Annotated in this window: 17 protein-coding genes and 1 pseudogene; all 18 read left to right on the forward strand. The window is 40.6% G+C overall.

Features of this window, described 5'->3' with window-relative positions; translation table 11 throughout:
* Positions 1-318 precede the first annotated feature (318 nt).
* Positions 319-1,353 carry an alginate lyase family protein gene (locus BLQ60_RS09615; RefSeq protein WP_092619467.1) on the forward strand — a complete coding sequence of 345 codons (1,035 nt, stop codon included), beginning with the start codon at positions 319-321 and terminating at the stop codon, positions 1,351-1,353.
* 170 nt (positions 1,354-1,523) lie between these two features.
* Complete coding sequence (locus BLQ60_RS09620; RefSeq protein WP_092619470.1) at positions 1,524-2,849, forward strand: glycosyltransferase 61 family protein; 1,326 nt, start codon at positions 1,524-1,526, stop codon at positions 2,847-2,849.
* 26 nt (positions 2,850-2,875) lie between these two features.
* Entirely contained in the window at positions 2,876-4,042 is a 1,167-nt protein-coding gene (locus BLQ60_RS09625) for a nucleotide sugar dehydrogenase (protein ID WP_092619473.1), read from the forward strand.
* Positions 4,042-5,505, forward strand: coding sequence for a glycosyltransferase family 2 protein (locus BLQ60_RS09630; RefSeq protein WP_092619476.1), 1,464 nt, complete (start codon positions 4,042-4,044; stop codon positions 5,503-5,505). Before BLQ60_RS09625 ends, BLQ60_RS09630 begins: the two co-directional genes overlap by 1 nt.
* A gap of 15 nt (positions 5,506-5,520) precedes the next feature.
* Positions 5,521-6,888, forward strand: coding sequence for a phosphohexomutase domain-containing protein (locus tag BLQ60_RS09635; RefSeq protein ID WP_092619478.1), 1,368 nt, complete (start codon positions 5,521-5,523; stop codon positions 6,886-6,888).
* A gap of 162 nt (positions 6,889-7,050) precedes the next feature.
* On the forward strand, positions 7,051-7,920 hold the full coding sequence (gene galU, locus BLQ60_RS09640; protein WP_092619481.1) for a UTP--glucose-1-phosphate uridylyltransferase GalU: 870 nt from the start codon (positions 7,051-7,053) through the stop codon (positions 7,918-7,920).
* Between the two features lie 13 nt (positions 7,921-7,933).
* Positions 7,934-9,187 (forward strand): UDP binding domain-containing protein, encoded by a 1,254-nt coding sequence (locus BLQ60_RS09645; RefSeq protein WP_092619484.1) that lies wholly within the window; start codon positions 7,934-7,936, stop codon positions 9,185-9,187.
* 12 nt (positions 9,188-9,199) lie between these two features.
* Positions 9,200-10,837, forward strand: a complete 1,638-nt coding sequence (pgi, locus tag BLQ60_RS09650; protein ID WP_092619487.1) for a glucose-6-phosphate isomerase — start codon at positions 9,200-9,202, stop codon at positions 10,835-10,837.
* A gap of 13 nt (positions 10,838-10,850) precedes the next feature.
* Complete coding sequence (gene galE / locus BLQ60_RS09655; protein ID WP_092619490.1) at positions 10,851-11,867, forward strand: UDP-glucose 4-epimerase GalE; 1,017 nt, start codon at positions 10,851-10,853, stop codon at positions 11,865-11,867.
* A gap of 62 nt (positions 11,868-11,929) precedes the next feature.
* Entirely contained in the window at positions 11,930-13,951 is a 2,022-nt protein-coding gene (locus BLQ60_RS09660) for a capsular polysaccharide biosynthesis protein (protein WP_092619493.1), read from the forward strand.
* Between the two features lie 95 nt (positions 13,952-14,046).
* Positions 14,047-15,336: a capsule biosynthesis protein gene (locus BLQ60_RS09665; protein ID WP_092619496.1), complete on the forward strand. Its 1,290-nt coding sequence runs from the start codon at positions 14,047-14,049 to the stop codon at positions 15,334-15,336.
* Between the two features lie 2 nt (positions 15,337-15,338).
* Positions 15,339-15,776, forward strand: coding sequence for an acyl-CoA thioesterase (locus BLQ60_RS09670; protein WP_092619499.1), 438 nt, complete (start codon positions 15,339-15,341; stop codon positions 15,774-15,776).
* 223 nt (positions 15,777-15,999) lie between these two features.
* Positions 16,000-17,820 carry a translation elongation factor 4 gene (gene lepA / locus BLQ60_RS09675; protein ID WP_092619502.1) on the forward strand — a complete coding sequence of 607 codons (1,821 nt, stop codon included), beginning with the start codon at positions 16,000-16,002 and terminating at the stop codon, positions 17,818-17,820.
* 8 nt (positions 17,821-17,828) lie between these two features.
* Positions 17,829-17,915: pseudogene (locus BLQ60_RS14280) on the forward strand (signal peptidase I); the annotation flags it as partial.
* Positions 17,916-18,083: 168 nt separating this feature from the next.
* The gene (gene lepB / locus BLQ60_RS09680) at positions 18,084-18,884 is read left to right on the forward strand and encodes a signal peptidase I (protein WP_425283413.1); all 801 of its coding nucleotides are present in this window, start codon (positions 18,084-18,086) and stop codon (positions 18,882-18,884) included.
* Positions 18,885-18,932: 48 nt separating this feature from the next.
* Complete coding sequence (locus tag BLQ60_RS09685; RefSeq protein WP_092619601.1) at positions 18,933-19,307, forward strand: DUF4845 domain-containing protein; 375 nt, start codon at positions 18,933-18,935, stop codon at positions 19,305-19,307.
* Positions 19,308-19,317: 10 nt separating this feature from the next.
* Positions 19,318-19,977 carry a ribonuclease III gene (gene rnc / locus BLQ60_RS09690; RefSeq protein WP_378235217.1) on the forward strand — a complete coding sequence of 220 codons (660 nt, stop codon included), beginning with the start codon at positions 19,318-19,320 and terminating at the stop codon, positions 19,975-19,977.
* Positions 19,974-20,981, forward strand: coding sequence for a GTPase Era (era, locus tag BLQ60_RS09695; protein WP_092619511.1), 1,008 nt, complete (start codon positions 19,974-19,976; stop codon positions 20,979-20,981). Before rnc ends, era begins: the two co-directional genes overlap by 4 nt.
* Positions 20,982-21,018: the final 37 nt, after the last annotated feature.

The raw sequence follows: 21,018 nt of genomic DNA on the forward strand, positions 1-21,018 counted from the left end.
AATAACTGAGTTTTGATGCACAAACCTTCTGTTAACAGCATATTCAACACTATATTTCCTAAATGAACAAGTCAATTCGAAAAAACTGATGTGGGTCGTCAAAAATGGAGGGTTAAACTTAGTAAGTTGTAATGTACTCATGTTTACCATGAGCACAACACGTAAAACGTATACTTATCAATTCAAAGCGTTGTTCATTATTTTGGCTAGGATTAAGTTCTGATGCCTTTAAGTAACAAAGCCTCTGGAGTTTACTAAAGCTCCTCTTTTCCCAGTACAATATTACATTTGTTAGCAATATGAAGTGAAGAGTATTTTATGTTTAGAATGATTTTTTTAATACTTGTTCTTAATTTTGTGATCGTGAATGCATCCTATGGAAAAAACTTATGTTACTTTGTTGATGAGGATGCTATAAAAGTGATCGTGAGTAGAGCGGAGAAAGAGAAAAAGTCTTCACCTAATCCTCTTAAGACGATTGATGTGGGGGGGTTGCCAAACACATTGAAGTATAAGGAAGGTACGAAGGCGTTAAAAGATATGCGTAAAATGCATGATTTTGCAATTGCATATAAGTATACTAATGATAAGAGATACTTAAACTTAACAAAAAAATTTTTATTTGCATGGATTGATACTTATGAGCCTTCGTATATCCCAATATATGAGCAGCATATGATGCGAATGGTAGATAGTTATGGGATAATAAAAGGTGAGTTATCTAATAAGGAAAATTCTAAAGTTGATAAGTTCTTAAAAGATTGGGCGAAAGTTTATATAGATAAAATAAATTCTGCACCTAAAGATGGTTGGTGGATATCTAATTGGCAGAGTTATAGGGTGAAGATAATATCTATGATTGGTTTTGTTACGGATGATGATGGAATTATTGATTCATCGCGTACAATTTTTAAGGATCAAATTTTTTATAATATTAATAGCCAAGGAGAGACGGTGGATTTTAAGGAGCGAGATGCCATTCATTATGTTGTATTTGACTTAATGCCATTGGTTGATGTGGCTATTCTGGCAAAGAAAAATGGTGAGGATTGGTTTAATTGGGTTTCACCTAACGGAGGCTCTTTGAAGAAGGCTGTGGATTGGGTGGTTCCATATGCTACTGGTGATTTAACCCATCAAGAGTTTGTTCATAGTAAAGTTAAGTTTGATCGTATCCGAGCTGATTACTATAAGTCTCAAGGTAATGTTATGTTTTCTGGAGTATATGATCCGCGAAAGGCATCTAATCTTTTTTTTAAGGCAGCGTATTTTGATAGTGGTTATAAAAAGATCATAAAGAAATACTCTAAGTCGGATATTTCTTCTTATGATTTGAGTTTGTGTTGGCATTAGTTGTTGTTCATTGTTTTGATAAATAATCTTAAGTAAAGACTTGGTTTTTAAGTTTTTGTTTTTTTTGTAAGATTATTGTAGATGGTGCTAATGTTTTGATGTTTTTGTTGTATAAGTATTCTGGTATGTTCGTTTGAGAAGATATTTCGATTTTTAGGTGTGAGTTTGATATGAATACATTCGATTCTCAATTAAGGAAATTGCATTTAGGTGATACACACCAGCAAGCTATTGATAAAAAAATTTTAAGCAATAGTGCCAATTATACGGCTGCCTTTTTGGATATTATATTTAAAAACGGCGTGTCAGATGCTGAAAAGTTTATATCTTTAGTGAAGAATGATAAAAAATCGGACTCGATTGCACAAGCTATAAAAGTGTCTGAAAATCAAGTCAGAGATCTTAAAAAAGCCCGACAAAGCAGCTTGTGGAGTAATGATGCTGACTTTGTCACTATGAGTTTAGATGAGTATGTTCCTCGTAAAACTTTGAGATTGACGAGTTGGGTGGATTTGGATCAATTGGTGGTTGGGAGTTCTGCCATTATTCACGAAGATCAAAAGCGTAAATCAACCTTTGCTCAAGACTTTTCGCAAGTTGGGACCAAGAGCCTCTTGTCTGGAAAGGGTTTTGAAAAAGAGGTAAGCCGTCGCCGAGAGCAACGTATTGATGTGTTGTCGAATGTTCGGTTTAGTGTTGCTGATCCTAATTTTTATAGTGTGGTAATAGAGGATCGCTTTTTTAACAGGAAGTTGTGTTCTCGATTAGCAAAGCTAAGCAATCAAGTATTGTTAAGTAAAAATGAAGTGGATGAGGTAGATGAAGCCATTATTCTGCCAATTGCACACATAGATAGTGATTATTTTCAGCATCTTTCGGAGATGTGGAGTGGTTTGGCATTAGTGGATTATTTTCCGAAAAATCTTCCTATTGTTTATACGGAAGATACGTACGGAATTTTAGATTTATTGTGCGAGCGCCTAGGAGTTGATCGTTCGAGATTTAAATCTTTTTTAGATATGCAAGATATTCGCGTGAAAAAAGCATATCAGATACATCCTGTAGGCGGAAATCTTTGGGATGCAGCTTTTTTTGAGCACTTTAATAAGTATAATTCATATGAAGATTCTGGATTTAAAGTCTTTTTGGCTAACCCTAAAGGTGGCGTGGAGATTAAGAATAAAGATGAAGTGTGTAAGGTTTTACGTGATTTAGGCTTTTTGATTGTTCATCCAGAAGACCTCCCTGTATCGAAATTAATTGATTTATTTCAGCGTTCTAGTTTGGTTGTTACAGCAACATCTAAAGTATTGGCAAACACAGCTTTTATGCAAAGAGGTTCGTCATTGGTTGAGTTGCAGGATGCGAAGTCGATCAAGTCTGATTATTATTTGCGTACTAGATTTAATGATATGAATTATGATTGTGTGGTTGTAAACTCAGGTGTTGTGGATGTTGATGAGCTTCTAACCGTGTTGGCAAGTCGTAGTGTGTGATATTTAATTAAAAAAGGTTGTAAATAGTGAAGATAGTCGTTGCTGGTACGGGTTATGTCGGGTTGTCTAATGCGATTTTGTTGGCGCAAAATAATGAAGTCGTTGCACTAGATATCGATCAAGCCAAAGTTGATTTGATTAATCAAAAAAAATCACCAATCGAAGATAAAGAAATTCAGGAATATTTGTCAACAAGTCATCTGAACTTAGTTGCAACAACGGATATTTCGGTATATCAAAGTGCTGATATCGTCATTATTGCCACGCCGACCAATTATGATGAAGAGACGCATCACTTCGATACTTCCAGTGTCGAGAGTGTAATTCAAGCAGTTATAGGCATAAACCCCAATGCATTAATGGTAATTAAATCTACGATTCCTGTTGGTTTTACTCATACAGCAAATGAAAAATATCAGACAAAAAATATCATTTTTTCTCCTGAGTTTTTGCGTGAGGGTCATGCGCTTTACGATAACCTTTATCCATCAAGGATTGTGGTGGGTGAAATCTCTGAACGTGCAGAAAAATTTGCATTATTGTTAAAGCAAGGTGCTGTAAAAGAAGATATTGAAGTATTGTTTACCAACAGTACAGAAGCCGAAGCAATTAAGCTCTTTGCAAATACTTATCTTGCAATGCGGGTTGCATATTTTAATGAGTTAGATACTTATGCTGCAATTCATCAGCTAAATACCGAACAAATTATTCGTGGTATTGGTTTGGATCCACGTATTGGTAGTCATTATAATAATCCGTCTTTTGGTTATGGCGGTTATTGTTTGCCCAAAGATACCAAGCAATTGTTGGCAAATTACCACGATGTTCCACAGAATTTAATCGAAGCAATTGTCAAGTCGAATAATACGCGAATGGATTTTGTTGCAAATTCAATTGTTGAAAAACAACCAAAAGTTGTGGGTATTTATCGTCTCATCATGAAACAAGGTTCGGATAATTTTAGGGCATCTGCTATACAAGGGATTATGCAGAGACTGGTTGATCAAGGGGTTCAGATAGTCATTTATGAGCCAACGATTCAAGTTGCTGATTTTAATGGTTACAAAGTAATTGCTGATTTAGATGCATTTTTGAGTCAATCCGATGTGATCGTTGCGAATCGTCTATCATCTGATTTGTCCAACCATTTAGATAAAGTTTATACAAGGGATCTGTTTGGGAAAGATGCTTGATGTTCTCTCAATTTCGAGCTTATTCATCGTTCAAGAAGTCAAAATATGTAGCTTACTTAAGTCTCAGTAAACAATGGAAGCATTCCTCTAATGAAAAGGTGCTTTGGGCGCTGTATCAATTGGGAATGTATAATGAGGTGAATTTAAAGCGAGAAAGAGAAATGTTTGATGTGCAGTCAAAGTACACTTTGATTGCAATCATTGTTTCAGCTTTTGCATGTGGTCAAGATATTCAAGGTGAAGAATTCATACAAAAATATGAGCGTTTATTTTCGCAAGATATGACATTGCTTGTGGAGAAGTTGGCAACATTCAATTATAACCGAGCATTATTGCTTGCTAAAACATATCGTTTGACTAGTCTTTGTGTCGTGGCGCTCATGGAGAAAAGTGGTGATGTTGCATCAGCTAAAGTGATGTTGCAAAACCTAAATACTTCTGATTCCTCTATCTCGAATGTTGATAAATCTATACTGATGGCAAACTTGTCAATTGGCGTTTGTGATAAACTGGCGTCGCTCAATGCAATTTATGCTTCGGCTCAGATGAGCAAGATTTGTCTTGAAAATGATAATAAGTCAAACCTTAATGTGAATACGATTCAGCCTTGTAGTGATGAGTATCAACGCGTTCAGCCATCACGTGGCGTGGTCAGTATTATTATGACTGCATTTAATGCTAAAGATTATATTGAAACTGCGGTAGAGAGTATTCTTAAACAAAGCTATCGATTTATAGAGTTAATTATTGTTGATGACTGTAGCACGGATGGTACATGGGACATCATCCAATCGTTTGCCAAAAAAGATCAAAGAGTTCGCCCGATGCGACAGATCCTGAATGCAGGGACTTACCTAGCCAAAAATAAAGCTTTATTAATGGCAAAAGGTGATTTTGTCATGTGTCACGATGCAGATGATTGGTCACATCCTCAGCGATTGGAGCGGCAACTTCAACCGCTTTTAGAGGATAAAAAGTTAATTGCCACGGTGTCTAACTGGGTTCGTTTAACGAATCAGGGGCGATTTGTTAGCCGAAGTGTATTTCCATTAAGTCGTTTAAATCCATCTTCTTTATTATTTAGAAGAACAGCAGTGATGAAGAAAGTAGGATTTTGGGATGCTGTACGCACTGGTGCAGATTCTGAGTTTAATCATCGAGTGAAGCTGGCATTTGGTCATCATCGGGTCAAAAAGGTAAATTTGCCATTAGCAATAGGCTCTTTTCACGAAAAGTCTTTGATGAATGCCCCCGAAACAGGTTTTGTGGATCAGCGTATTCCTGTGGATCGTCAAATGTATTGGGAGTCTTGGATGCATTGGCACATTGATGTTTTACGGAATAAAGGTTCATTTTATTTGCCGATAATTTCGAGCTATGCTCAGCGCAAGTTTGAAGCGCCTGAAAAAATATTGCCAAATGAATCTGTTTTAAAAGAAGTTGCTCGATCAATTCAGCATTAAATATTGGAGAAAGAGATGAAAATTAGCTGCGTAAAAGCCTATGATATTCGTGGTGAATTGGAAACACAGTTAAATGAAGATGTTGCCTATCGTATAGGTCGTGCATATGGTGATCTCTACCAGCCAAAAACTGTGGCGGTAGGCTGTGATATTCGCTTATCAAGTGAGTCTTTAAAGCAAGCAACCATCAAAGGCTTAAATGATGCGGGTGTCAATGTACTTGATTTGGGAATGACGGGTACAGAGGAAGTTTACTTTGCTGCATTTCACCTTGATGTGCAGGGCGGAATTGAGATTACCGCTAGTCATAACCCGATGAACTATAACGGGATGAAGCTGGTTAAAGAGAATGCTCGACCAATTAGTATCGATACTGGGCTTCGTGAAATTCAAGCGATTGCTGAATCAGGTGAGTTTAAAACACCTGCTCAAGTGGGCTTAACGCAACGATACAATATCCTGCCAGAATTTGTCGATCATTTGATGACATATATCGATGTTGCGGCCTTGCAACCATTAAAACTTTTAGTCAATGCGGGGAATGGTGCAGCAGGTCATGTAATTGATGAATTAGAGACGCGCTTTCAAGCACTGAATGCGCCTGTTGAATTTATTAAAATTAACCATGAAGCTGATGGTAATTTTCCAAATGGGATTCCTAATCCAATATTATTAGAAAATCAGGCAGTGACAAGTGAGGCTGTGCTTGCGCATCGTGCAGATCTTGGGATTGCTTGGGACGGGGATTTTGACCGCTGCTTCTTGTTTGATCAAAATGGTCAATTTATTGAGGGCTACTATATTGTCGGTATGCTTGCCGAGGCATTTTTAAACAAATCATCGAATGAAAAAATCGTCCATGATCCTAGACTGGTATGGAATACACTAGATGTTGTTAATCGTTATGGTGGTACTGCTGTAGAGTCAAAATCTGGACATGCCTTCATTAAAGATGTGATGCGTAGCGAGAATGCAGTATATGGCGGTGAAATGAGTGCGCATCATTACTTTAGAGATTTTGGTTATTGTGATAGTGGCATGATCCCTTGGTTATTGACAATTGAATTGTTGTCAAAAAAATCAACCAAGTTATCTGAGCTAGTTGGTGCGATGATTGCACAATATCCATGTAGTGGTGAAATTAATTTTAAAGTGCAAGATTCTGATCAAACCATTCAGAAAATATTGTCGCATTATCAGGCGCTCCATCCAGAAATTAATCGTGTCGATGGAATTTCTTGTGACTTTGGTGATTGGCGCTTTAATGTGCGTGCCTCAAATACTGAACCACTGTTAAGGCTCAATGTAGAGGCTCGTGGTGAGCAAGCACAGCAATTGATGCAAGAGAAGACCAGCGAGTTAAAGCAAATAATTGCGAATTAATCACACAATGCGAAGAAAGTGTGTGCATCACGTCGGTGTCCCCAACGTGATGTTACAAATTTATGTCCAAGTGAAGTGGCATATTAATTTGAATTACATATATTAGAGATAGGCTATATATTTGTATTTTAAATAAACTTTTAATTTTATAGGAATTTTTTAGTGAAAGTTAAGAAAGCGATTTTACCTGTTGCAGGGTTCGGTACACGTTTATTACCAGCAAGCAAGTCTATTCCTAAAGAAATGATTACAGTAGTCGACCGTCCAGCAATTGATTATGTTGTGCAGGAGGCGATTGAGGCGGGTATTGATACGATTGTCTTGGTGAATCATCCTGCAAAACAAGCGATTGAAAATTATTTTGACCGTAATGCTGAGCTTGAGAATCTTTTAGAGAAAAAGAAAAAAAACAAAATCTTAGATGAGATTCGAGCAATTGTGCCTGATCACGTGACTGTGGTTGCTGTGCGTCAGCCTGAGCCACTTGGCTTGGGACATGCAGTACTCTGTGCGGAAAAAGTGATTGGTAATGAACCTTTTGCAGTATTGCTTCCAGATGTATTGGTCGACTCGGCTGATCAGAATAACTTGGCGCAAATGATTGCGCAATTTGAGCAAAATCAGGCATCACAAATCATGGTGGAAGACGTTGCGCCTGAACGTGTCGATCAATATGGTATTGTTAAACTTGAAAAGCAGGGTGAGGAAAACACCACTAATATTTTGGGATTAGTTGAAAAGCCTGCGGTGAGTGAGGCGCCATCGACTTTGGCAGTGGTGGGGCGTTATGTGTTTACACCTGAAATTTTTAACTACTTAAAAGAAACTCAAGCGGATAAATCAGGTGAAATCCAGTTAACCGATGCGATGGCAAAATTGTTAGGTGTACAAAATATCCAAGCCTTTACATTACATGGACAAACCTATGATTGTGGGAGTAAGATTGGTTATTTAAAAGCGATCTTGCATTATGCAACACAGCGTAATGAACTCAAGGATGAGCTATTAGAATTTATTAAAACATTAAATTAAGTTGGTTTAGGCTATGTATATCAAGGTTTTAGGCGCATCTGTGAATGCTGCTGTCATGGCGTATCGTATGTCCTTGATCGGACATCATGTCAACTGGCAAACATTGGATAAAGACTTGTCCAATCGGTTGAAGCAATCTGAAATGATTTTTGATGATTGTGAGCTGAGTTGTAGTTTGCGAGAACAGATGAGTCTAAATCTATTGATGGTTGATGAGCCGTGTACAGAGTACACCTATTCGGTGTGTATTCTTGCGGTGAACAACGAGCAGTATCTCGACTTTGATAAATTGCGTGAGAAGTTTTCTCGTTATAAATATAAATTAGTGATTAATTATGCCAACTTAGGCATGGGCAAAACCCGTGAGTTACAGCAAGAACTAGCGATTAAGAATATCGTTTATATTCCTGATGCGATACAAGAAGGGCGTTTGCTAACCAGTTTCTTGGATAGTGGGCTCATTGTCGGCAATGAAAACCCTGAGAATGAGGTCATTATTCGTGAAATGTTTCGACCGATTTATCCTTTGAGTCAACAATATAACTTTCTCAGTATTCAAGCCGCAGAGTTTACTAAACTTTCGGTATCAGGATTCTTGGCGGCAAAAGTTAGTTTTATGAATGACTTATCTAATGTTGCAGAATCACTTGGGATCGATATTGAAGAAGTACGAGTCGCCATGTCGATGGATGAACGAGTCGGTGCGCATTATTTGTATCCAGGCTGTGGCTTTGGTGGCAGTAATTTTACCCGTGACATTTTAAAGCTCAAAGAGGTGGTGCTGGAAACAGGTAACGTCAATGGTTTACTAGATAAAATTTGGGATATTAATGAAAATCAAAAAGAAATCATTTTCCGTAAATTATGGAAACTGTTTGATTGTCATTTAGAGAATAAAGTCATCGCCTTTTGGGGGGCGTCATTTAAACCCAATAGTAAAAGCGTTGCGCAGTCGCCGATTTTAAAAGTATTAGAGGCGTGTTGGTCGCAAGGTGCAATTACCCAAGTTCACGATCCACGGGCTTTGTCAGAGTTGCAGGCACTTTATCCAGACCAACATTTATTAAAATTGTATGATGATCAATATGATGCTGTAGATGGTGCAGATGTCTTGTGTTTGGTTACGGAATGGAAGCAATACTGGAGCCCTGATTATCAGAAGCTCGTCAAAAAAATGCGTCATCCGAATCTCATCGATGGGCGTAATATTTATAATCCTTTATATGTTGAAAACCAAGGGTTTACTTATATTGGTATTGGACGCTAAGAGGATTGAACTATGTCGCCACTCATGATGAAAGTGCTTGATCAGCTTGCAGAGCAATTTAAAAATACACATATTACCGAGCTGTTTGAACGGGATGTTAGTCGATTTCAGTCGATGCATATTAAAAGCAACGGGATTCTATTTGATTTTAGTAAGCAGCGTTTAGATGCAAGTGTGCTTGATGCGCTGATTCAACTTGCCGATGAAAAACGACTTTCGGAATGGATTCAAAAACTATTTTCTACAGCATGTATTAATCATACCGAACAGCGCAGTGCAATGCACTGGGCGCTACGGATGCCGAAACTACAAGATGAATCTGATGTTAACTTTCAGGTGAATCAACAAGTGCATCAACAACTTGAAAAAATGCAAGAGCTGGTTGATAAGATTCGTTCTGGGCAATTCCGTGGGGCGACAGGTGAAAAAATTACCGATGTCGTCAATATCGGGGTCGGTGGGTCAGATCTTGGTCCATTGATGGTGTGTAATGCGTTGGCATCACATCGTGCGGATCCTGATGTTCGAGTGCGTTTTGCTTCGACCATGGATGGTAGCCAGCTGAGCCAGATTCTGCAAAAGCTCCGCCCAGCATCGACATTATTTATTATTTCCTCAAAATCATTTAGCACGATTGATACCTTGTCGAATGCACAGACTGCTCGTCAATGGTTAATGCAGTCTTTAGGTCAAAGTGCCTCTGTATTGAATTGCCACTTTATCGGTGTATCGACTCGAAGTGACAAAATGACAGAGTGGGGGATTGCGCCAAATTTACAGCTTAATCTTTGGGATTGGGTGGGTGGTCGTTATTCGTTGTGGTCAGCAATTGGCTTGCCGATAGCGATTACCTTTGGTATGGATGCGTTTACCGAGTTGCTTCGTGGTGCCTATGATATGGATCAGCACTTCAAGACAATGCCTTGGCAAAGTAATATTCCTGTACTTTTGGCGTTAATTGGGATTTGGAATACCAACTATTTAGATATTCAGACCCATGCGATTTTGCCTTATGACGGGCGGTTGGAATATTTGACTTCTTACTTGCAACAATTGGAAATGGAGTCAAACGGAAAGTCGATTCGTCGTAATAATCAAGATGAAGTGGATTATAGTACCTGCCCGATTATTTGGGGAGAAGTGGGACCAAATGCACAGCATGCTTTTTATCAGTTGCTGCATCAAGGCACCATTACGGTATCAACCGATTTTGTCATTACTAAACACCGCAAGTATTATCATCAATCGATTGCAAAACAAGAATCGCATTATGAGGCTTTGCAACAACAACACCAATTGGCGATTGCAAACTGTCTAGCACAATCACGCTTACTCGCATTTGGTAATCAAGCTGTGCAAACTAAAGCTGGCGAAGAAGTGCCTAAATATCGTCAATATCATGGCAATAAACCGAGTTCAACCATTATTCTGCCACAGCTTAGTCCATATTATTTAGGGCAATTAATTGCCATGTACGAGCATAAAGTGTTTGTGCAGTCGGTGATCTGGGATATTAACCCTTTTGATCAATGGGGTGTGGAAATGGGCAAAGCGATCGCTAACGAAATTTTGCCTTATCTCTCGGAAAATCAAATTGACCATCACGTTGATGCATCGACACAAGGCTTGTTGCGAGAATTTTTAAGTTAATTTGAGGTTTTTTATGATTTTAGTGGCTGGTGGTGCTGGATATATTGGCTCACATACTTGTGTTGAATTAATCAAACACGGCTATGAGATCCTTGTGCTTGATAATTTTTCGAATAGCTCAGCAAAAGTTTTTGATCGGTTGAAGAAAATTACTGATCAAGATATTCCATATGTTGATGTAGATATTTGCGATGAGGCTGGCTTGGAGTCGGTTTTTTCGACCTATGATATTCAAGCTGTGATTCATTTTGCAGGTCTCAAAGCGGTCGGTGAAAGTATGCTGAATCCTTTGGTATATTTTGAGAATAATATTGCGGGAACATCCACACTATTAAAAGTCATGAAGAGACATACGGTAAAACACATGATTTTTAGTTCTTCTGCCACCGTATATGGAGAGATAAACCCAAGTCCTTATCAGGAGTCAATGCAAACTGGTATGCCAACCAATACCTATGGTTATACCAAGTTGGTGGTTGAGCAGATGTTGCAGAAACTTGATCAGGCGGAAGAGGGTTGGTCGATTGCGCTACTTCGTTATTTTAATCCCATCGGCGCACATCCGAGTGGTTTGATTGGTGAGCACCCTAAAGGAATTCCAAACAACTTATTGCCTTATGTGACTCAAGTTGCAGTTGGTTTGCGTGAAAAACTCAGTATTTTTGGTGGTGATTACGATACGGCAGATGGCACCGCGGTGCGAGATTATCTACATGTAGTTGATTTGGCTGTTGCACATGTTTTGGCTTTGAAAAACCGTTTAGATCATACAGGCTGTGATATTTGGAATGTGGGTACGGGCAATGGTTACTCTGTATTAGACATTAAGAATACGTTTGAACAGGTCAATCAATTGCAAGTTCCATTTGAAATTGTTGCGCGTCGAGAAGGCGATTTGGCAAGTTTTTATGCAGATTCTTCTAAAATTCAAAATGAGCTGGGCTGGGAGGTTCAGTATCAATTGGATGACATGCTGGCACATAGTTGGAATTGGCAAAAAAACAATCCAAATGGCTATGAGTCTGCATAAATCTACATTTAAATTTTGGACGATAATGTTAAAGTGTATTTAAACATTCATTTAGGTTCAATATGCTGGTCGCATCAAAAGGCATTTTAGACATTCAAGGCTTGTCAGCACTGGTTGGCGAGCCGATTCAATATTTTCGTGGTCTTAAAAGGAATAAACATCAATCGATTGCAGGGTGGGGGCGAAAAAAGAGTTTTTTTCGAGCCAGATCTTATGCTGAACAACACCAACTGGATTTGCTTTGCTTGGAAGATGGCTTTATTCGTTCAATGGGTTTGGGAAAAGATGATTTCCCGCCGCTGTCTATTGTTTATGATCGGACAGGCATTTATTTTGATGCGACACAATCTTCGGATCTGGAGCAGTTGATTCAGCAGGATGAGACTGAAGCGCACAATCGTCGGGCAACACAGCTTATTCAACACATCATCGATGCGCAGATCAGTAAATATAATTTAAAATTTCATCCGCTCGATACTCAGAAATTTCAAGATCAGAAAAATATTTTACTTATTGATCAGACCTTTGGCGATCAATCTATCCATTATGCAGGTGCGAGTGAAGCCAGTTTTAAGCAGATGCTTGATGTGGCGGTAGTTACACATCCCGAAGCTAAGATTTGGCTAAAAGTACATCCTGATGTCATTGCTGGCAAGGCGAAAGGGCACTTTGATCTCGCAAAGATTGTGCAATATGCAAATGTTGAAGTCTATGCTGAACAGGTGAATCCGATTGCTTTACTGCAACAAATGGATGAAGTATATGTGGTTAGTTCGCAAATGGGCTTTGAGGCGCTACTTTGCGGCAAGAAAGTGCATTGCTTTGGTATGCCATGGTATGCAGGCTGGGGGCAGACTTATGATCAATATGCGCCGAATCAGGTCATTGGTTCACGTCGTCAAGTGGAACGTTCAGTTCAACATTTGTTTGCATGTGCCTATTTGAAATATGCACGTTATATCTCACCCGTGACGGGGCAACGCTGTGAACTGGAGCAGATATTGGCATTGCTTGAGGTAAATGTTAAAGGACAACACCAACTTCCAGAAAAATTATTTGCTTATGGATTTTCGGCATGGAAGAAGCGATTTTTGCCTCAGTTTTTTCAATTTCCTAAAGTGAGTTTATCCTTTTTAAAAGAATTCAGACATAAAGATGGACAAGTCACACTGGCGTGGGGCAAGAATGCGAGGGCACTAAAAGACCAGGGACAGCAAGGTATTCTTACCGTTGAAGATGGATTTATTCGCTCGAGTGGTTTAGGCGCCAATCTGATCCGCCCCTATTCATTGGTCTTTGATGATGTAGGAATCTATTATGATGCAACTCAAGCCTCTCGACTAGAAACGATTTTAGCTACACTCAATTTAAATCAACGGCAAATAGATCGAGCAGAACAGCTCATTACACAGCTCAAGCAAATGGCAATCAGCAAATATAATGTGGGTAAGCGCAGTCAACTGAGTCGCCCCTCACATGACAGAGTGCTCTTGGTGACTGGGCAAGTCGAGGATGATGAATCGATCCGCTGGGGTAGCTTAGCGATTAAAACCAATTTGGATTTACTTAAACTTGTACGCACACAGCATCCTGATGCCTACATTATCTATAAACCGCATCCCGATGTGCAGTCAGGACTTCGTTTGGGGAAAATTGCTGACGCTGATTTACAATGTTATGCTGATAAAGTGGAGCAGGATATCTCGATTATTCAATGTCTTGAGATTGTTGATGAGTTACATACCATCACTTCTTTAAGTGGTTTTGAAGCATTGTTGCGTGGTAAAACGGTATATTGTTATGGCATGCCGTTTTATGCGGGATGGGGTTTAACCATCGATGTTTGTGTTAACGAGCGACGTCAGCGACGGTTAATGCTTTCTGAGTTGGTGTATGGCGTGTTGATTGAGTATGCGGCGTATAACTTACCTGCAACAACGCCATTTAAGCTGGCACGTGTCAATGTGGAAGATGTGATTGCACAAATAGTGTGCGAGCGATCACAAAATGTAACTTCTCCGAGATTGCAGTCGACTTTTGCAAAATTCCGTGCCAAAATAAAATATAGAAACATTTTTAAATAACTTTTTGGTATCCAATCTGTGGATATTTGTGATGGCTATGCATTTGAGTGAGGTTTTTTGTTCGAATGCGGGATTGAGTACTTGAGGAGTAAACGGTGGCTTTGCATATTCATCAATTGATGCAATCACAGCGCATATTGCTTCTTCAAGGGCCGATGGGGAGCTATTTTACCGAATTGGCAAAATGGTTAAAAACGCATCAAAAACAATATTATAAAGTCAATTTTAATGGCGGGGACTGGTTCTTTTCCAGAGGCTTAGATAATGTGCATTATCGGGGCAAGCTGGCTGATTTTGATGAGTGGTTGATTGCACAGATTAAAGAAAAAAATATCGATGCCATGGTATGTTTTGGTGACTGTCGTTTTTATCATCGTATCGCCAAACGGGTGTCCGAAGAATTACAGATTGATTTTTTTGTTTTCGAAGAGGGCTATGTCCGTCCGAACTACATTACCTTTGAACAAAATGGGGTGAATGACTTTTCGCATTTTAAGTCGTTTTATATGCAATCCGATCAGACCATTCCTGATATTCCGTTGACGGATCATCCCAAAAATGTCGATGCGAGTTTTAATCGATTGATTGGCAGTGCCATTCTTTTTTATCTGATGTGGGTGCTGTGCTGGGTACTCTATCCGCATTATCGGCATCATCGTATGATTCGTCCATCAGTTGAAGTGTATTATTGGCTACGTGCGGGTATGCGTAAGCTGATTAACAAACAAGTGGATTCGCATAAGTTTTTGAATTTGATTCAACATCAGACCGATCGCTACTTTATTGTTGCGCTACAGGTGCATAACGATTCACAAGTGCAAGTGCATAGTGATTATGTGGATGTGCGAGACTTTATTCATGAAGTGATTGTTTCATTTGCCCATCATGCACCAGCCTCACAACATATTGTCTTTAAGCATCATCCGATGGATCGTGGCTATCGTCATTATGGGGCGTTGCTGCGTGAGTTGGCGCATGAGTATGCTTTAGAGGGGCGTGTGCATTATGTTTGTGATGTGCATTTGCCGACATTGATGAAGCATAGCTTGGGTGTGGTGACCATTAACAGTACCACGGGCATTCAAGCCCTACATCACGGCAAACCTGTGATTGCATTGGGTCGTGCCATCTATAATTTACCAAAGCTGACTTTCCAAGGCGGTTTAGATCAATTCTGGAAAAATCCAGGTCGGGTCAATCGCTTACATTATCGTCGTTTTCGTTATGCTTTGGTACATTACTCGCAGCTCAATGGCGCATATTACGGGCGTTCGCCGTGGATGCAGAGCTATGATGAGAAATTATTAGAAAGTCGTTTTCAGCGTTTAATCGGCGCTCAAAACGGTGCTGAACGTCAGGATAAAATTCGCATTGTGAAGGATTAAGCGTGAGTGAACTCTTTGAACTGAAACAAGTGGTTGACGAGTCGCATTTAGATCAATTGGGTCATGTCAATAATGTGCAGTACGTCGCTTGGATGCAAGATGTAGCACTCGCGCATTCAACCCACTTGGGCTTAGGTCTTGAAGATTATCAGCGTTTAAATCATGCGATGGTGGCAAGTGAGCACCATGTGAAATATCGCAAAGCCTGTTTTGCGGACGAAACCTTGATTTTGCGTACGTGGCTCGGTGAGCAAAATGCATTTTCATCGATTAGGCATTATCTTTTTTATCGTGCCAAAGATCAGGCGATTGTGTTTCAAGCACACACCTTGTGGATATGTGTGGAGATGTCCACAGGTCGCCCAAAACGGCTTTCCCCAACCTTTAGCCAAGCCTATCAAGCGCTCAATCCAGAGATTGACCCTTATCATTTTGATTGAATGAAGTTGCACACGATCATTGCGATGAGATGTGTATCGTTTTTTTGTCAAAGCGGGTCAAGTGCAATCATATTGTCTGTATCAATGTCAGCGCTTTTTGATTATACTGCGCATTGTTTTTCATCTTGCTCGAACCAAAATCATCCATACATGTGATGCAATGGTATATTGGGTTTGAACAACATCTTATTTGACATATATTTTCGGATGTTTAAGGTCATTCATGGCAGCAGTAAAAAAATCGACGCCACTCGCTCAGATTCGTAATTTCTCAATTATCGCCCACATCGATCATGGTAAGTCAACGCTTGCCGATCGCTTTATTCAAATGTGCGGTGGTTTACAAGATCGTGAGATGCAAGCGCAAGTTCTTGATTCGATGGATATCGAGCGGGAGCGTGGTATTACCATCAAGGCTGCATCGGTGACCTTGTACTATAAGCATCCGAATGGTCAAGAATATCAGCTGAACTTCATTGATACGCCTGGACACGTGGACTTTTCATATGAAGTGTCACGTTCGCTGGCAGCCTGTGAAGGTGCGCTTTTGGTGGTCGATGCAGCGCAAGGTGTTGAGGCACAATCTGTTGCCAACTGCTATACAGCGATTGAGCAAGATTTAGAAGTTTTACCTGTACTGAATAAAATTGATTTGCCACAAGCTGAACCTGAACGAGTGATTCACGAGATCGAAGAAATCATTGGGATTGAAGCGACCAATGCGCCGACTTGCTCAGCCAAAACAGGGCTTGGCGTGGATGGTGTGTTAGAGCGCTTGGTCGAAGTGATTCCTGCGCCTGAAGGCGATCGGGATGCGCCATTGCAAGCATTGATTGTGGATTCGTGGTTTGATAGTTATCTTGGCGTGGTGTCTTTGGTTCGTATCAAGGATGGTCGCATACGCAAAGGCGACAAGATGCTGGTGAAATCCACAGGTCAAACCCATGTGGTGACCTCAGTCGGTTTATTTAGTCCAAAACATACCGAAACCGATCTGCTTGAAGCGGGTGAAGTGGGATTTGTCATTGCAGGGATTAAAGATATTTTTGGTGCGCCCGTTGGTGATACCATTACCTTGTCAAATACACCGCAAGTGACTGCTTTGCCTGGATTTAAAAAGGTCAAACCGCAAGTCTATGCGGGATTATTCCCAATTGATTCCAGTGACTTTGAACCGTTCCGTGAAGCACTACAAAAATTACAAATTAATGATTCGGCGTTATTTTTTGAGCCAGAAAGCTCTGATGCATTGGGCTTTGGTTTTCGCTGTGGCTTCCTCGGTATGCTTCACATGGAGATCGTGCAAGAGCGTTTAGAGCGTGAATACGATCTTGATCTGATCACCTCTGCACCAACGGTGATTTACGAAGCGGTCACTAAAAAAGGCGAAACGATTTATATCGATAGCCCATCGAAAATGCCTGATGGCTCAACGCTTGAAGACTTACGTGAACCGATTGCCGAATGTCATATCCTGACGCCACAAGAGTATCTGGGCAATGTCATGACCTTGTGTAATGAGCGTCGAGGCATTCAAAAAGATATGAAATTCTTAGGTGCGCAAGTGTCGATTACCTTTGAAATTCCAATGGCGGAAGTGGTGATGGATTTCTTTGACCGTTTAAAATCGTGTTCTCGTGGTTTTGCCTCGCTGGATTACAATTTCGTGCGTTTTGAAAGCTCGAGCTTGGTCAAAGTCGATGTGCTGATCAATAGTGAAAAGGTCGATGCTTTGGCAATGATTTGCCATCGCAATGATGCACGCCATCGTGGTATCGCATTGGTTGAAAAAATGAAAGATTTGATTCCACGTCAGATGTTTGATGTGGCGATTCAAGCGGCGATTGGCTCACAGATTGTGGCACGTTCTACCGTCAAAGCGATGCGTAAAAACGTCTTGGCAAAATGTTATGGCGGTGACGTCAGTCGTAAGAAGAAATTGCTTTCTAAACAAAAAGAAGGCAAAAAGCGTATGAAGCAAGTCGGCAGTGTGGAGATTCCACAAGAAGCCTTCTTGGCGGTTCTCCAAGTTGATAAAAAGTAAGGTGCAGCATGGATTTTGATTTTAACTGGATTCTGGTTCCTGCAACGCTGATTTTTTTCGGCATTTGGTTGCTGGATAAGTTGGTATTCAAGCAATATCGGCAGTTAAAAGATAAAAAACAACTGGCTGTGCAGGCGGATCAAACGATTCAGGCAGAGCAGCAGCACTTTGAGCAGATTAAAGCGAAATACCCGCAACTGACTTTGACGGATACTGTGAGTAACCCTGATGAGCCTGCAGAGGTGACGCAAGCACGTGATCGTCTGAGCCAAGCCAAAGGGGATGCAGTACGTGCCCATGCAACTTATGATGCACACAAAATTAATCCATTGGTCAATTGGGCATATGACTTTTGGCCTGTGCTTGCAGTGGTGTTGGTGGTACGTTCATTTTTATTTGAACCGTTTAACATTCCTTCTGAGTCGATGAATCCGACCTTGGAAACGGGCGACTTTATCTTGGTGAATAAGTTTGCTTTTGGTGTGCGCTTACCGCTATTAAATACTAAAATCTTGGACACAGGCGAGCCTGAGCATGGTGATGTCGCTGTATTTCGTTATCCTGTCGATCCAAGTATTAGTTATATCAAGCGCATTATTGGTTTGCCTGGCGATACCATTGCTTTTCAAAATGGCGAATTATTTATCAACGGTGAGAAACAAATCTGGCAAGCAGGCAATGCGGTCAATCTACCCGTAAATTATTTAGATGAATCGGGTCAACAACAAAAAATGATAGTCGATGCACAGCAGTGGGTGGTGAATATTGCATCGCATCGATTTATCACGCAATATATTAAACCTGAACAGTCTGATGCATTGGCACAGCAGTTCATCGCAGAATATCAACAAAAAGCACCATTGTCCTTGCAACAAAATTGGCAAGTCACTGTGCCTGAAGGTCAATATTTTGCCATGGGGGATAACCGAGATCAAAGCGCAGATAGTCGTTATTGGGGCTTTGTGCCTGAGGCGAATTTGACGGGGAAAGCGACTTATGTCTGGATGCACAAAGCACCAGGCTTGCATTTACCAAGTTTCAAGCGCAATGGCAGTATTCCATAACAGAAATCGTCGATAATAAGGAATTTTACAATGAATCAGACGGCGTCGATGAAAAACCAACAGGGTGTGTCCTATTTGGGCATCTTTTTTGCCATTGTGTTATTTGCTTTGGCGATTAAAATTGCAGTAGCAGTGTGGCCTGCGTATTGGGATGATCGTGTGATCAATTCGCAGATTGAAGAAGCGTTGAGTAGCTTGCCCAAAGACACCACACAAAATAAGTTTAAGCAAGATTTGTCACAGCGTTTGGAAATGAATAATATCCGTGATCTCAAAGTTGACGATATTATGACAGTGACCAATACCGCAGGTCTTGCAGTGAAAAAAGATTATGAAGTGCGTAAGCCATTTCTCATGAACATTGCATTAGTGATGACGTTCCAGAAAGATTTTGATCAGAGGTCTGCAAGTACAGGTGAATGATCCACGGTTGATGTCGAGACTGGGTTATCAGTTTCGACAAGTAGAATTATTACAGCTGGCGCTGACGCACCGCTCGGTGAGTCAGCGTCATAATTATGAGCGCCTTGAATTTCTGGGTGATTCATTACTCGGTACCATCATCGCACAATATTTGTATGCTCGATTTCCCAAAGAAAAAGAGGGCAATCTAACCCGCATGCGTGCCACACTGGTACGTCAAGAGTCCTTAGCCAAAATTGCTAAAGATTTACAATTGGGCAAATCTTTGGTGCTGAGCACGGGTGAGCTGAAATCAGGCGGTCATCATCGTGAGTCAATATTGGCTGATGTGGTCGAATCGATTATGGGTGCGATTTATCTGGATAGCCAGAATTTTGATCAGTTGCAACAGATCGTATTGCAGTGGTATGCGCCATATCTTGAGCAAATTCAACCGACTGAACAACTGAAAGACCCCAAGTCACGCCTTCAAGAATGGTTGCAGGCACAAAAGTTACCTTTGCCAAAGTATGATGTGATTGAGATTCGAGGCGATGCGCCAAATCAGCATTTCACCATTTTGTGTGACGTAGAAGGTATGGATGGCGTGAAAGGTGAAGGTGCAAGTCGTCGATTTGCCGAACAAGCCGCAGCAGCGGAGATTTTAAAACGATTGGAGCAAGCCAAATGAGCACTGAAGACCAACACGCTTCTGGCGAACAAGACATTATTAATCAGTTTTTTAATGATGAAAAAAAGCCGATTCCAGAGGATTTTCGCAGTGGTTTTGTGGCAATCGTTGGGCGTCCGAATGTTGGTAAATCAACTTTGATGAACCATTTATTGGGTCAAAAACTCTCGATCACCTCACGTAAACCGCAAACCACACGACATAAAATCATTGGGATTGATAGCCGTGAACACATGCAAGCGGTCTATGTCGATACCCCTGGGATGCACAAAAAAGAAGTGCGTGCCATCAATAAAATGATGAACAAGGCAGCGCATTCTGCACTGCGTGATGTCAATCTTGTGCTGTTCGTGATCGACGGGCAGAAGTGGACGCAAAATGATGAGTTGGTCTTAGAAAAACTGATCAATGCCAGCATGCCTGTGATCTTAGTCATCAATAAGGTAGATACCTTAGAGGACAAAAAAGCGATTTTACCGTTGATTGAACAGCGTACCAAACTCATGCAGTTTGCTGAGATCGTGCCTGTGTCGGCGCTTCGAGGTTCGAATCTTGATCATCTGCGGGATACCATCGGCAAATATTTGCCATTTTCACCGCCACTGTATGCGATGGATCAAGTCACCGATCGCTCCGAGCGTTTCCTTGCCAGTGAGGTGATCCGTGAAAAAATCATGCGTCAGTTGGGTGAAGAGTTGCCGTATGATCTCACCGTACAAATCGAGAGTTTTAAAACCGAAGATGCGGTGCTGAATCCCAAAACAGGTCAACTCAAAGCGGCGTGTACCTATATTGACGCCACGATTTTTGTCGAGCGTCAAGGTCAGAAAGCCATCGTGATTGGTGATAAAGGTAAAAAACTCAAGCAAATCGGTATGGATGCCCGTGCCGATATGGAAAAGATGTTTGAGCAAAAAATCATGCTCACGCTTTGGGTGAAAGTCAAAGGTGGCTGGTCAGATGATGAGCGTGCCTTGAAAAGCCTCGGTTATAGTGATATTTAATTGAAAATGTATGGTGATATTGCGCATTGTTGATGAT

Origin of the sequence: Acinetobacter marinus (assembly GCF_900096915.1) — a bacterium.
Lineage (GTDB): Bacteria > Pseudomonadota > Gammaproteobacteria > Pseudomonadales > Moraxellaceae > Acinetobacter > Acinetobacter marinus.

Excerpts from the sequence above, each read along its gene's own strand:
- BLQ60_RS09630 (WP_092619476.1), top strand. The coding sequence starts at position 4,042 with ATGTTCTCTCAATTTCGAGCTTATTCATCGTTCAAGAAGTCAAAATAT.
- BLQ60_RS09685 (WP_092619601.1), top strand. The coding sequence starts at position 18,933 with ATGAAAAACCAACAGGGTGTGTCCTATTTGGGCATCTTTTTTGCCATT.
- lepA (WP_092619502.1), top strand. The coding sequence starts at position 16,000 with ATGGCAGCAGTAAAAAAATCGACGCCACTCGCTCAGATTCGTAATTTC.
- BLQ60_RS09635 (WP_092619478.1), top strand. The coding sequence starts at position 5,521 with ATGAAAATTAGCTGCGTAAAAGCCTATGATATTCGTGGTGAATTGGAA.
- galE (WP_092619490.1), top strand. The coding sequence starts at position 10,851 with ATGATTTTAGTGGCTGGTGGTGCTGGATATATTGGCTCACATACTTGT.
- BLQ60_RS09645 (WP_092619484.1), top strand. The coding sequence starts at position 7,934 with ATGTATATCAAGGTTTTAGGCGCATCTGTGAATGCTGCTGTCATGGCG.
- pgi (WP_092619487.1), top strand. The coding sequence starts at position 9,200 with ATGTCGCCACTCATGATGAAAGTGCTTGATCAGCTTGCAGAGCAATTT.
- rnc (WP_378235217.1), top strand. The coding sequence starts at position 19,318 with ATGTCGAGACTGGGTTATCAGTTTCGACAAGTAGAATTATTACAGCTG.
- BLQ60_RS09620 (WP_092619470.1), top strand. The coding sequence starts at position 1,524 with ATGAATACATTCGATTCTCAATTAAGGAAATTGCATTTAGGTGATACA.
- BLQ60_RS09660 (WP_092619493.1), top strand. The coding sequence starts at position 11,930 with ATGCTGGTCGCATCAAAAGGCATTTTAGACATTCAAGGCTTGTCAGCA.
- era (WP_092619511.1), top strand. The coding sequence starts at position 19,974 with ATGAGCACTGAAGACCAACACGCTTCTGGCGAACAAGACATTATTAAT.
- BLQ60_RS09615 (WP_092619467.1), top strand. The coding sequence starts at position 319 with ATGTTTAGAATGATTTTTTTAATACTTGTTCTTAATTTTGTGATCGTG.